Source organism: Candidatus Nomurabacteria bacterium (assembly GCA_023898625.1).
Classification (GTDB): Bacteria; Patescibacteriota; Saccharimonadia; order Saccharimonadales; family JAGQNJ01; genus HK-STAS-PATE-36.
In genome coordinates this window covers 540,693-554,253 of record CP060231.1, presented here as the reverse complement: position 1 = coordinate 554,253, position 13,561 = coordinate 540,693, and the positions used below count along the sequence as shown (strand labels likewise).

Sequence of the window (13,561 nt, the reverse complement as noted above, 5' to 3'; positions counted from 1 at the left end):
AAGTATTTTATGTTCCTACTAACCTTGGGGTTCTTCCTTCGGGGAATCTTCGTCTTCCTGTTGAGCGCCCATAGTTTACTCTTAGTCTTCTACTACCAATCGGGTCAAACTGACCTGAATTATTGCGCGTCAACCTCCTTTTTAGTAACTTTTTTCCACTTTCCGTAAAATTAAACTTCATGGTGCCGTCAGGTTCAAAAGTAGCTTCATACATAGACTCTGTCGATCCACGCTCAGGAGGGAACGATCGTCTCAGCTCCATTTCTACTATACGCCTATCAAATGCCCAGTCCACTACAACACTTGCTAATTGGGTTTCTATATTTTTTACAACCGAATCAAAGTCTGTCTCTAGATCTTCACCAGATCTAGTTGTGGGCACCTTTGCGTCCCTAGAAGTACCTTTGAATCCTGCCCATGCTCGACCAATTGAATCCCCATTTATATATTGCCCTTCAAGTCTTGCGGAGTTTGTGTCGATAGTTGCTCCACTAGCAATAACTATTGTGCTATCAGTGTCGTCTCCTTCTATATATTCACGATCACTTTCTCTAAATGAATCATCAGAGAAGGCTCGTCGAAGAAATCTTTTTGTGCGCCGGCTATAGCTACTGCCTGTATGTAGAGGAGAATTAGTTCGACGCACTAAACTTATTCTTCTACCAACTTCTATATCATCAGATCCAGCATCTGTGTAGTCGGAAAACCCAATGCTACCAACCGATGCTAATGTCGACAATCTAACGCTGGTATTTGCTCCTGCTGTTTGTACATTTACGTCAATGCCTTGTTCGCGAGCTCTTCTTGCAGAACCACGCATTCCCTCAAGAAATTGCATAACAACAGAAAAACCAGGCAAATCTTGGGTTTGTTCTATACCCCATTTTAATCTACCCACAGATGCATCTACGGAATCGCTAGTAACTGACTCTACCATTTTACCAATATAACCAGACGACATCCCCTTAGTGTCAGCATCGTTTCGAATTAATACAATCTCCTGATCAGATCCAACACGATCCTCTTCTACTGCTCTATTAGTAGCCATAATTATGGTGTCGTATAATTTTCTGGTCGCAAAACCAATTATTCCATGCTCCACCTGCTCATCAGTCCATGCAGATTGTATAACTGCGATATTCAAATCAGGATACTTAGTTCTTGCTCTCTCGATAGCATCAAGTGTATCTTTTAATTTATTCTGCCCCTCCACAGTACGAACATCACTTTGTCTCCAGTTAACATGAAGCACTATGGGAGTATGCGCAGTTTCGGACTCTGGTTGTTGTCCATACAAACTAAGAGTATCGTAAATATTTTCTCCTTCAAACCCACCAACAGGTATTGCGATTATCGCTCTTGTATCACTATCAAGAGAATGTAGCTCTGGAGTTGTATCTATAGTGCTATTCAATTCGTCAATATATGCATCTCCGTGCCTTCTCCGCAAAACACCCTCATACCATCTAACAGCCTCGCCAGTATCAACCATAGATCTAGGGTCATCAAGCAGTACTGGAATTGTATCTCTCATAAGTTCGCGAAGCTCCTCATTTGAGGGCAGGCCGTACATGTAATAATTATATCTATCCTCAGAATTTCTTGGTACGGTTCTTTCAAGGCCACGACGTGCATAGAAAGGAATTACCGGAGCAGCCTCGACAGGAGTTGAGCCGTTATACGTAATCACCTCAATATTTTCTGTTGGTGGTTTGGGAGTAATAAGCGTGTCATAAACAGTTTTAGTGGTTGTAATAGTGTCCGTTAACGCGCCAGGATTATTCTGTCCTGGGTAGGTTGCTAGAATATTAACACCTTGAGCGCCATTTGGAGATTGTTGGCCAGTATGTTCGGCAACCTCAAAGAAACCACCTTTGAACACTCTTTTTCCGCCCTCCATTTGGAATAACTGATGTGCAGGATTAGATGGAGGAATTGTTGCTATGGTCCGTCCGTCTGGAAGAGTTGAAAACTTAAAATCAAATACTGTTCCTTGAGTATCTTTTGACAAAGATACCGCTAAGGACATTCTTCCTTCACTAGTTGCCTGAAAAGGATTCACCGAATGACCATTCTGGAATGACCAATTTGGTTTCATCTTACTTATATCGATCACTACGTTATCATGATCATCAAACCAGCTACCATTAACGCCACCAGCATGTGGGCGTAACTCATTTAGGTCAAAGTTTGGCGAAGGTGTGTTGTTTCCATACCACAAACCTCTGTGGATTCTTGTTGTATCACCAAGATGATTCTGAATAATATCTATTGGGCCTCTTCCGTCAACTTTAATTGTTTCAGTAACAAGATTCGGGGTTGCCGTAACTCCAACCCCTTGACTTTGCATGTGAGCAATAGAAGCATCTGTTAAGCTACCGTCAAAATTCAGCCCAATATCTTGAGATTTAGTGCCGTCTGGGTTCAGCAACTCCCATTGACCAGTCGGCGATTGCTGTAACTTAAATTCTGAAGGTATTACTATTTTGTTGTTGCCAATAACAACATCTTGGGTTTGTCCAGATAAGTGCACACCCTCAACCTTACTATGAACATCAAATCCCATACTTGATAACCCACGCTTAGACCCAGGTGTTAACAGTCCTTTGTCGTCATAAGCTAACTCTATCTTTTTTCCATCTAATGTTCGTTCTATAATCCAGTTGCCTGAGCTATTTTTGTGAGGTCTGAAGCCCTCAACATCTGCAAATCTTCCAGACCCACCTACCTCTGTCAAGTTTCCACTAAATCCAGGCTTATCACTATTGAATACTCCACCCAGTAGTGTATTTCTTCCACCCGGCATTGCTTTGCCTTCGCCAATACCATACACACGATCGCCAATTCCAGGAAGATGAGCCATTGCCTCTTGTACAGAAAGGCCAACTACCACTCCAATTGTTCCGCCAATCATTGCTGCTTTCAAAACTTCACTGCGATGAATTCGCTTGAAAACTGCATCTTTATCACTCATATCTTCTCGTATTATTGATTCGTATGCCTGCGATCCAACACTTAGTAATTGTTGGAAATTATCTATCCCGTCTACGATTCCGACTTCTCTCAACCACTCAACACCACCGTGAGCCTCTAAATAACGATCTAAAGCATCCTGTGCATAAATTGCAGTTAATTGCAGTTGAAGACGTTCATCAGAAATACCTTCCGCCGAAGAATAATGAAATAGGTCAATCTGCTCTTCGTCAGACATAGCATCTCGGGTTCTTAGTTGAGCAACAAGCATGCTAGCTTCTATGAAACCTTCTTTGGTAAGCTCGTGTAGATTTCGCAAGTTTGTTCCATCTTCGGGTTCTTCAAATAACTGCTGAAGAGCGCGAGTAGCATCAACTGCCGAAATAGTTTCATAACGGGATCCCTCGAGGCGTTCTCTTCTTTTTGCGCCAGGTTCAAAACGTTCACCACTAGCCATTTCACGAGAATGTCGTCGTCTCTCATCTTTAACTACCTTAGATTGACGCGCTCCCGCAATAACAGCACCGCCAACCCCCAAAACTCCTGTAACTGCCGCTGCCTTAGCAACACCAGACTGAACAGTTAGTCTTGCGACAGATGTTGCGATTGACGCAGCTGTCACTATTGTGGTTTCGTTCAACCATTTACCAAGTCTAGTGCTTTGAATACGCTCAATGACTTTATCTGCTGAACTATATCTTGCTTCTGTACGCGCATCTGTTCTAATTTGTCCGAGATCTATTATTGCATTCGCCATAATCTCATCAACTCCACGATCGTGTCGTACCATAGATTTAACATTCTGAGCAACCAACAAAAGATTATCCGCAAACATCCTCCCTTCACCTAATAGTTCTGGGTTGTTTTGCGCCAATACATGTAGTACTCTGTTTTTTTCTTCTTCAAAATTTTCATCATCAAGCTCTCCGCGAGCATATCTAGAAATTAAATCATTAACAGCGCCTCTAACCTCCTGAGCTTCTGGATCGGTTTCATCATCAATTCTTCTATGTGTTTCTCCTGATTCCTCACTAAGAAGCTGGTCTATATTTTGATGGGTTAGCTTTTCGATTACTGATCTGTCAATTTCATCTTGTGAAGGAGCTCCATCTGTACGATGGATATACAATTCACCCGACTCGAGAATTTCATCACGAGCCCTGAGTCTTTCGCGTTGCACATGAACCTCTTTAAAGCTACCTCCACGCCATAGTTTTCGTAAAAATCCCCTAAAACCCCTGCCTTGGGTGCGCATATCATTTTCTGCTTCTGCCACATCGCGCGATTCAGCATCAATACTTTTATCTAAATTACCAATGGCAATTCTAATGGGTTCTTCGCCTTCTACTGGAGGTTCTACTGGAGGTTCTACTGGAGGTTCTACTAGAGGTTCTACTGGAGGTTCTACTGGAGGTTCTACTGGAGGTTCTACTGGAGGTTCTACTGGAGGTTCTACTGGAGGTTCTACTGGAGGTTCTACTGGAGGTTCTACTGGAGGTTCTACTGGAGGTTCTACTGGAGGTTCTACTGGAGGTTCTTTAACCTCATTATCAGGCATATCGTCATCAAACATCCATGGTTCATTCGCCATCGTTCCTATCGCCCCAGCTCCCAGAGAATCGGGATTATCTGGATCCAAAATATCAGGATTCCTGTCCATCATATCCTTAAAATCTTTCTCTTCGACAGGCTTTAACTTGTATTCACTGCCTTCGGTTTTCTGAGACTCGCCAGTAATGGAGTCGCCAATTCTAGCCATTAGTTCTTCTTCTGTTAGCTTTGACACGTCCTCGCCAGGATTTGCGCCATCAGCAATCCTTTGCATTAATTCCTCTTCGGTCAATGAGACTACTCCGTCATCCATTGTCGAAACTGGTGGCGGAGAATCAATTGTTTCACTCATAATTGCCTATGATCCTAGATATGCAACCCTAAATTTCACCAACACTTGAGTAGTGATTTCTTGTACTGGGATATTATTGTCTGCAAAAAAAGTACTAACCTTTTCAGCATCTTCAGCATCGACCAACTTTTCAAACTCTTTAAACTGTTCATCATTTAAAGCGTTAATTAAGGCTCGATTAATTTGTTCTTGAAGACGATTAGTTAGGTCGTCGATAAGTTTATCCTTAATGTCTTGATCAACGCCCGATAATTTTTTCTGCTCAATTATTTCCGTCACATACTTCTTTAGTTCTTCTGATTGCATATTTGTATCCTACATAATTACTATAGCTATATAATAGTATAGCCATGAGCTTTATTGCAACATAAAAATACACGACCTTTATATAAGCATGTCGACGGGTTTTATACTTTAGGCAGAGGAACACCAGTTTTTTTGCTAACTTCTTTGGCCCAATGTAGTAGGTCGTTTATCTTTTGTTCTAACTCTTTTTTATCTTGCTTAGTCAGACCTTGGTCACTCTTTTTTTCTAACGCTACAATGCGATCATATATCTCAGCGATGTCGCTTTTAATACCACTCAAACGGCTGTCTATGCTTTCGATCCACTCGCGCATTTCGCTCTGTTGTTTTTCTAGATGATAAAGCCGATTCTCTATACCATCTAGGCGTCGGTCTACTTGTTCAAAGCGTTTGTCTACTTGCTCAAAGCGTCGGTCTACTTGTTCAAAGCGTTTATCTACTTGCTCAAAGCGCTTGTCTACTTGCACAAAGCGTTCACTAACTAAATCAAACTGATCACTCACCATTCCTGCCAAGCTAGCAATTGATTCTGCGATATCGTCCAAACTAGTTGCGTCTTTTTTGCTCACCATATCTTTATTATACACTTCGAGCAATTTTATGATGTAGTCTTATGTAATGCGCCTTTATAATTTTCTGGTAGTAACTGTGCTTTATCAAACAAAAACCCAAACTCACTACCCTTTCCCTCTTGTGATTTAAAAATTATTGACCCCCCTTGGGCAATAATCACTTTCTTAGCCATAAACAACCCTAAGCCCGTACCATCTGGACGAGCTTTTTTGGCATTGCCAGCTCTATAAAACTTTGTAAATAAATGGTGTTGCTCATTTTTTGGAACCCCTATTCCATCATCAACTACAGTAAACTCAATGCTTTCACCCTTGTCTTGTATCGCTACAGTAACATGCCCACCGGCAGGAGTATAGTAAATAGCGTTGTCTATAAAGTTCATGATAACTTGGCGAATTTTTGTTTCGTCTAACATCAGCGTTGGGAAATTCTTTGGGTTCTCAAATCTAAGCTCTAACCCCTTAGCTTTTGCTGTTTCGATTAGTTGATCTATTTCTCCGCCAATAACATCAGATAAGTTCGTTTCCTTTGGCTCAATCACAAACTTACCTGTTCTCAGCCTAGAAACATTCAATAAGTCTGCAATTAAATAAACCATTTGTTGCGAGCTGATAAACGCCTTACTTAATAATTCTGCTTGCTTATTACTAACCTTACCAACATCGCCCTCAATAACCATACTTAAATACCCCTTAATGGTAGTTAGTGGTGTGCGTAACTGATGAGACGCCATGCTAATAAAATCATCTTTAGTCTGATCTAACTCTATCAAACGATGATTAGCCGAACGTAATTTCTTAGTAGCATCATCCACCTTTTCTTGCAGAGTAATGTTAAAGTTCTGGATTTCCTCAAACCTTAACGCGTTTTGAATAGCAATCACCAACTCGTCGGCAATAATTTCTAACACTTGTAAATCTTGCTTGGTATATTGACCGCCACTCTTTTTATCGCCCAAAACAATGTATCCCAGACCTTCCTGAACTTTATTTGGCGTATCAGTTAATCGTACCAATAATGCAATACCGTTTTTATGAAGAACTTCACGAAGTTTTGGTTCTGAGTCTTCAAGCTCGTCAACAATAATACTTTTCTGTCGTATTTTTGGAGTAATGGTTCGTACGAACCCTATCTCTTGCTGACTAAATTGACGCTCGTTTGTGCCAACAATGCGCTGTGGCGACCCCTCAATCTTCTTAATTCCAAACAGTACAAATTCTGACCGTATAGATTTGTTTATCTCTTCAGCACTATTTTTGAGCAATTTATTGATGTCTAGCGTTGAAACCAGTATTTTATTAAGCCCATCAAGTAACTCCTGCGAGTCATACGCGTCACGATAGAATAATTTATTTGTTAGCCTATCAAAAAACTTTTTGAGTGGCTGAAATGTAAATGCCAAAACAACAGCAAGTAAAGTATAGACAACTTGTTGACCACTCTTACTCAGGCTAGAACTAAACATATCAACTATATTAAAGGCTAATACGCCATACAGTGTCGCTAACATGATAATCGAAAGAGCATAACCCATAGTTCGGGCAACAATAAGCTTTATGTCGAACATTCTATGCTTAATGATTGCGATTCCGATGCCACCAACAAAAAATATAATAGAAGGTCCCGTTGCTAAAATTGTATAATCGGAATATGATGTGTCTATTAAAAAGAAGTTGGCTATTAAACTAATAGCTAAAGATATCGCCACGCCTCCTATAATTAACCTACTCTGTTTTTTTTGCTGAAGAGTAAATTCACCTTGCTTAATCAGAAGTAAAACTAAACCATATAGTATATATCCTGTTGTTACAAACACTATGACCGTATATCCCCACTTTGGATCAACGATATGGACTCCAAATTTTCTAAGTTCAACGGTCGAAAAGACAAAACTCGATAGCGCCAACAATTGCGTAATTAAAATGGGCATATACAAAGTAATCGCCAACCCTTTATTTAATCTTTGGGTAAAAGCATAGCAAAAGAGCAAGAAAGTATAAGGCATAAACATCGAAACCAATAATGCCAACCGAAGAGAAAGCTCAGCAATAAATTTTGAATGCGTCGTATCAGAGATAAATAGCAAGCATTGCCAAATAAGCACCGACCCTGCTAAATATAGAAATATTCGATTTAGGGTATTTTTTTTACTACTAATAATTAACCCCAAAACAACAAAGAGCACCATTATGATTCCTGGAGTGTATGCTAATGCTTGTATCATCAATATAATTGTAATTACTTTCCTATTAATATCCTAGTTTTTCTTATATAATCAAGAATAAATGCTTAGAATTCCCTACAATCTTGAGCCTATCACCATTGACTCTCTTCCCGAAATTAAATCATTCACTTCTAATTTTAAACCATATTCTGATTATAACTTCACTAGTATCTATTGTTGGAACACTGATGATCAAGCAGAATTCACCTTTTACAACGATAATCTCATTCTAAAAATGCCAGAATATAATACCGACCAAGTCACTTTCAGTCTATTAGGTACAACAAAAATTGATGAAACAATCCATGAACTATCACGACATACGCAATCAACTACTGGTATCTCAGATACACTAAAATACATTCCAGACATCGTGATTGATAAAATCAATCAATACGCATCGTATAGAGTGTACGAAGACATAGATAATAATGACTACATACTATCGACTGATGAGGCAATTAAATTAGAAGGTGCGAAGTATTCAAATAAACGTAAGAAGATAAACAAGTTGTTGTCTAGCATTGGCAAGGATATTAAAATATGCGAGCTAGACCTCAAGAATGCAAAACATATCGATGAAATTCAGTATATTAACCAGCGATGGAAACAGGAATCAAACTCTAATATGTTTATTGATGTAAGTGATATAAAAGCAATACATAAACTACTCGACAACTATTCAAACTTGTCAAAATCATTACAAATACGATGTATTGGAATACGTGTTAATTCTGTGCTCGAAGCATATTGTATTTACGAACTACTCGAACAAAATTGGGCAATAACACATTTCGGCAAAGCCTTAAAAACCCATAAAGGAATGTACGAATTCATGATGGTTGAACTACTTAGATATCTGAATAAAGAGGGAGTGAAATATGTTAATTACGAGCAAGACCTTGGCATTCCTGGGCTACGAGAGAACAAACAAAACGCAAAACCCATTATGTACCTAAAAAAATATTGCATTTCCTTGATTTAACTATTTGTTGCTTTCCTGATTACATAAAAACCAATTTGAGATACCTGCCTATCAAGACCTTCTACTATACCAAGACCACTGTTTTCTATTGCGGATTTGACCAATATTGGAGTTACATTTTGAGATATTTCATTACACTCAAATGTTATTACCGTTGGCTCACTTTTCTCATCCGCCACTCTTACAAGTAAATCAACCACATCAGTCGCATACGCATTACCCTGTTTTCTCTCATCAGTAACAATCCCTAAGAATACTAATAGATTATTCTTTTGGATTGTAGAACTATAGTTTTCATAAAAATATTGTCGATTTAACCAGGTACACTGGTATAAATCAGTAAGAAATAAACAAACGGTAGTTACTTCGCCGTCAACTCTATTTACAACCTTAACGACACTAGGGTCTCTAAGAATATTCTTAAATTCAATTTCATTATATCCAGCATTAACGGGATGATTTTCGCTTAGTACATCAAACCTATCTTTGTACATACGCCAAATACTATTTATCTCAGATTCTTTTATACTTAATGCCAATGATGGCCCATTTTGGCTATTATTCTCTAATATTCCTTCTTGAACCATATCTTCGTAGCAAGCGAACAAACTTCTCGAATCGGTGTGTTCATTCTGAAAAGTGACCCTAGCTATGTACTGGTTAAGATATCTCTCATCCTCACCACCACCCAAATTATCTATACAAATTTTAATCCCGGCCATATCTGAAACAGTCTGCAGAGGCCTGAATCGATCATCAGGATTAGATAAATCAACATCTACCACTAGTGCATCGCCGGCATTAAGTGATGAAATGATAGTATCATTGACTTTTTCTTGATCATTATGACTTAATCCTTCGGGCAATGTAGGGATATATTTAACAGAATAGCCTGGAAGCGATTTAGATATAAGGTCTCTGTTATACCAAGGAAAAATGTCTAGTGACGTAATAACAGGAATGGTTAATCTGCTACTGGATGAGTCTACGACATCAATGGATATAGTATCCTCGTGACTAATTGATTGTATATAATCTTCATTGTTTAGCCCGATTTTTTGAGGAATATCATTAATAGGTAATTGACTTACATATTGTTGATATTGCAAGTCAATTTGTTGCGTAGCAAGTTTCTCACAATCTACCATTTACTATACCCTAATTTTCCATCCATCGGCTTGATATACCGCCACAACCATCGCACAGACAGGTAGATGTTTACAAGTCGCACCCACAACTTGCATATGAATTTTTCCAAAATCTACATTTCTGGTAGCCATTAACGCCTCTAGACTTTGTTTTATATCATTTTTTACTGCCTTTTCGCTACTGCCTTCGTGCTCCACGAACAAGCCTCGACCTGTCTTTTTGTCTTGCACCCAGCCAATTCCTGCCCAAGCTTCTTCATTTGGTACATGAGCACGCTGTTCAGCCATTACCACATACAATCTATCACCCCATTCGCCAGGCAACTCTGTAAGTGCGGTTTTATTGATAACTATTTTTGACTTTGGCGGTATCACAGAACTAAGTTTTAGTAAATTATAGTTTGCAACGCCAGCATTATTTAGCGCAGAATCAAAAGCAGATAGCTGAGTTGGGCCAATCCCTATACCTGTTGATATTTGAATTTCCATTATTCTGCTTCCTCCCTATTTATGTTATCTATATCTATGCCTTCCTCAACCTGTTCACGCCTAATTCGAGTAGTTATTCTTCTCCATACAGCTGTTAGTACTCCGGTGGCAATAAGCCCAGCACCCACCATTTGTGGCCCTGGCAACTCAATCCCCTTACTAAATGCATAACCCATGACAGAGGCAGAACCAGCTAGCGCTGTTGCGCTTATCAATCCATAATTACGGCTTTCTGACTCTGTCATTTCTGGATTCTCTCGATATTTAACTGCAGATACAACGGCAGACCCGCCTAAAAAGGCTATGCCAGCTTTGGTTAACGGACTAAATTTTGCTTCAGGAGACACTTTTAAATTATTCTCTAATTTTGCGTTAATCCAGTCAATAGCCCTACCCCCGTTGTGGCTTGTTAATAATCCAGTCGCCGCAACAGCCCCCCCAGATTCAACCGCCATCGTAATACCACCTGCAACTGCACCGACAGTAACTGGATCTGCCCCATAAGCAATAGCTGTACCAATGGCTCCAAATCTAATAGCTTCATTCAGTGGACTAACTTCTATGCCGACCATGGCGATCTCTCCAGCTCTCCGAAAATTATGAAGAATGCTAGATTTATCACTAACTTTTGCATGATTGTTAGCGATTTCAATCTCAGGTTGGCTAAGGTTGTTCGTTGATTCTTCTGGACTTGTCATATACAAATTTCATATTAAAAAACGTCGTAAGTAGCTCCTTAATTGGAGTTCTTACGACGTTTAATCTTATAAAGTACTAGTGCCTATAATATCAAAATACTAAAAAATGTCAAGATATTTTTGTCAAATACTTATAACTAACCTAGAAACTTGACAATCCATATTATCAGGACTATAACTAAACATAGCACTTTATATGATTAACAGCGTGTCAACACTATGGGTTGACGCGCTATTTTAGTTTAGGATAGGAAAATTATGATAAAAGTAGCAATAATCGAAGATGACCCCGCCATTTTACAAATGTATCGATTAAAATTTGAGGCAGAGGGTTTTAGTGTTTACACGGCAGAAAATGGCGAAGCTGGACTATTACTATGCGAACGTAAGAATCCAGATATTGTCTTGCTTGACCTAATGATGCCAATTATAAGTGGTGATGAAATGCTCGCTAAACTCCGCGAAACAGATTGGGGTAAAAATATGAAGGTAGTTGTTTTAACTAATGTAAGCGAGGCAAAAATTGCAGAGAAAGTTAAAGAACTTGGCGTGATAGAATTGCTAACCAAAGCTCAGCTAACCCCTGCTAGTCTAGTTGATAAGGTACGAACCTTGGTTTAACATACCTATAAAATGACCGTTAAAACAAGGGTAATTAACTATTCCGATAGGTTGAAGATTGTTGACTTTCAGTCAGCTATTCATTTTTTATATCACAACCTAACAGATACCAGAAGCCGATTATTTAACGCAAATATTGGACTACAAAGAACCCACACACTGTTAAAAGAGCTAGGAAATCCTCAAGAAAACTATCCTTCTATTCATATTGCTGGAACATCAGGTAAAGGTTCAACAGCTTATATGACCAGCACATTGTTGACTATACATAACAAAAACACCGGCACGGTTACTTCACCACATGTATACGATATTCGGGAGCGCTTAATGTTAAATAATGCATTCATTTCTGAAAATGAATTTACTCAACTAGTTACAGATCTATTTAACCCAATTATCAAGCTACAGCAATCTGATTTTGGCCGTCCCACCTATTTTGAAGTTATGATTGGACTAGCGCATAGATGTTTTGCTAATCATAATATTGACTACGGAGTCATTGAAACCGGCATTGGAGGAAAGTTTGATTCTACAAATACCATAAACCGCGAAGACAAACTAGCTGTTATTACCAGACTTGGCTTTGACCACACAGAGATATTAGGTGACTCAATCAGCAAAATAGCCGAACAAAAAGCAGGAATAATTCCCATAAACGGACACGCTATTGCCCTGCTCCCAGATGACAAATCTGCTCAAGTTGCAATTGAGTCAGAAGCGAGCAAGAAAAACGCCACTTTGCAATTTATTGACCCAAAGAAAAGTATACTCAATCTTCAGCAAACTATTAATGGAATAATATTTGATTACCTATCCGACAACATAACTATAAATAACATCTTCATTCCGATACTTGGCAAATATCAAGCTGAGAACGCATGCCTTGCCATAGCAACATTAGAATTCCTAAGTAAACGGGATAATTTCAGGTTAGATTATCAAAAAATCAGAAAAGGTTTTATGAACGCTAAAATTCCTGCTCGCGCTGAAATAATGCGCATCAATAATACCCCCGTAATAATTGATTCCGCCCATAACCCTCAAAAGTTAGAAGCACTGTTTGGGTTAATAACTTCCCTTAAGCTACCTATTAAACCTCTGGTGGTTTTTTCCGCCAAATCCACAAAGGATTGGCAATCATCAACCTCAATTGTCAGTAAACACTCAGCTAAGGTATTTGCGACTCGATTTTTCGATAACCAGCCTAATCACCTTCAAAAATTATCAACTAACCCTGAAGATATTGCTCAGCAGATCATAACATCCGGAGGCGACGTAACTATATGCAATAACCCCATCTCTGCACTAGATATGGCCTTTAAAGAATCTAGGCCTAACCAGACAATTTTAATAACTGGCTCGATGTATATGCTTAGTGATCTTCATGACCATATAATAAAACTTAGTTCTCGTTAACCTCTAGGTCTAACTTGTATTTAGAGTAGCACTCTTTACAAATATGAAATTTAACCACTTTACTATTCAAATCCGGTGGACTCAACAGTATAGCACCGAAGTCATCAAGGATCTTGCCACATTTATTGCATTTTGGATAAATAGCCACTTTTTATATATTACCAAATTTGTAATTAGCCGTGAATGACTATTGCAGTAATCACACCCGTACTTTATCATGTTTAA

At 39.0% G+C, this 13,561-nt stretch carries 10 protein-coding genes; 3 read left to right on the top strand and 7 right to left on the bottom strand.

Translation table 11 applies throughout. The features are described 5' to 3' along the window. Positions 1-7: 7 nt before the first annotated feature. The 4 genes from H6793_02870 to H6793_02855 all read right to left on the bottom strand — a co-directional run bounded on the left by H6793_02870 (position 8) and on the right by H6793_02855 (position 7,979). Positions 8-4,876, bottom strand: a complete 4,869-nt coding sequence (locus H6793_02870) for a hypothetical protein (GenBank protein USN95251.1) — start codon at positions 4,874-4,876, stop codon at positions 8-10. Between the two features lie 6 nt (positions 4,877-4,882). Further along, on the bottom strand, positions 4,883-5,182 hold the full coding sequence (locus tag H6793_02865; GenBank protein ID USN95250.1) for a hypothetical protein: 300 nt from the start codon (positions 5,180-5,182) through the stop codon (positions 4,883-4,885). Positions 5,183-5,283: 101 nt separating this feature from the next. Then, positions 5,284-5,754 (bottom strand): hypothetical protein, encoded by a 471-nt coding sequence (locus tag H6793_02860; GenBank protein USN95982.1) that lies wholly within the window; start codon positions 5,752-5,754, stop codon positions 5,284-5,286. Positions 5,755-5,780: 26 nt separating this feature from the next. Next, positions 5,781-7,979, bottom strand: a complete 2,199-nt coding sequence (locus H6793_02855; GenBank protein ID USN95249.1) for a hypothetical protein — start codon at positions 7,977-7,979, stop codon at positions 5,781-5,783. A gap of 61 nt (positions 7,980-8,040) precedes the next feature. Here H6793_02855 and H6793_02850 point away from each other — a divergent pair, with 61 nt between their 5' ends. Continuing rightward, on the top strand, positions 8,041-8,964 hold the full coding sequence (locus tag H6793_02850) for a DUF2156 domain-containing protein (GenBank protein USN95248.1): 924 nt from the start codon (positions 8,041-8,043) through the stop codon (positions 8,962-8,964). Here the strand turns inward: H6793_02850 and H6793_02845 are convergent. Genes H6793_02845 through H6793_02835 form a run of 3 tightly spaced genes read right to left on the bottom strand, consistent with a single transcriptional unit; the run spans position 8,961 to position 11,299 of the window. Then, a complete protein-coding gene (locus H6793_02845; protein ID USN95247.1) occupies positions 8,961-10,112 on the bottom strand; it encodes a hypothetical protein in 1,152 nt (383 codons plus the stop codon). The two genes, H6793_02850 and H6793_02845, sit on opposite strands and share 4 nt — an antisense overlap. Before the next feature lie 3 nt (positions 10,113-10,115). Then, the gene (locus H6793_02840) at positions 10,116-10,601 is read right to left on the bottom strand and encodes a pyruvoyl-dependent arginine decarboxylase (GenBank protein ID USN95246.1); all 486 of its coding nucleotides are present in this window, start codon (positions 10,599-10,601) and stop codon (positions 10,116-10,118) included. Continuing rightward, on the bottom strand, positions 10,601-11,299 hold the full coding sequence (locus H6793_02835) for a hypothetical protein (protein ID USN95245.1): 699 nt from the start codon (positions 11,297-11,299) through the stop codon (positions 10,601-10,603). Before H6793_02835 ends, H6793_02840 begins: the two co-directional genes overlap by 1 nt. A 258-nt stretch (positions 11,300-11,557) precedes the next feature. Between H6793_02835 and H6793_02830 the strand changes: the two genes are divergently transcribed. After that, positions 11,558-11,920, top strand: coding sequence for a response regulator (locus H6793_02830; GenBank protein USN95244.1), 363 nt, complete (start codon positions 11,558-11,560; stop codon positions 11,918-11,920). Positions 11,921-11,932: 12 nt separating this feature from the next. Continuing rightward, entirely contained in the window at positions 11,933-13,336 is a 1,404-nt protein-coding gene (locus H6793_02825) for a hypothetical protein (protein ID USN95243.1), read from the top strand. The last annotated feature ends 225 nt before the right edge of the window (positions 13,337-13,561 follow it).

Bases quoted from the DNA above. Each gene is read 5' to 3' on its own strand.
- H6793_02870 (USN95251.1), bottom strand. From the start codon at position 4,876: ATGAGTGAAACAATTGATTCTCCGCCACCAGTTTCGACAATGGATGAC.
- H6793_02865 (USN95250.1), bottom strand. From the start codon at position 5,182: ATGCAATCAGAAGAACTAAAGAAGTATGTGACGGAAATAATTGAGCAG.
- H6793_02860 (USN95982.1), bottom strand. From the start codon at position 5,754: ATGGTGAGCAAAAAAGACGCAACTAGTTTGGACGATATCGCAGAATCA.
- H6793_02855 (USN95249.1), bottom strand. From the start codon at position 7,979: ATGATACAAGCATTAGCATACACTCCAGGAATCATAATGGTGCTCTTT.
- H6793_02850 (USN95248.1), top strand. From the start codon at position 8,041: ATGCTTAGAATTCCCTACAATCTTGAGCCTATCACCATTGACTCTCTT.
- H6793_02845 (USN95247.1), bottom strand. From the start codon at position 10,112: ATGGTAGATTGTGAGAAACTTGCTACGCAACAAATTGACTTGCAATAT.
- H6793_02840 (USN95246.1), bottom strand. From the start codon at position 10,601: ATGGAAATTCAAATATCAACAGGTATAGGGATTGGCCCAACTCAGCTA.
- H6793_02835 (USN95245.1), bottom strand. From the start codon at position 11,299: ATGACAAGTCCAGAAGAATCAACGAACAACCTTAGCCAACCTGAGATT.
- H6793_02830 (USN95244.1), top strand. From the start codon at position 11,558: ATGATAAAAGTAGCAATAATCGAAGATGACCCCGCCATTTTACAAATG.
- H6793_02825 (USN95243.1), top strand. From the start codon at position 11,933: ATGACCGTTAAAACAAGGGTAATTAACTATTCCGATAGGTTGAAGATT.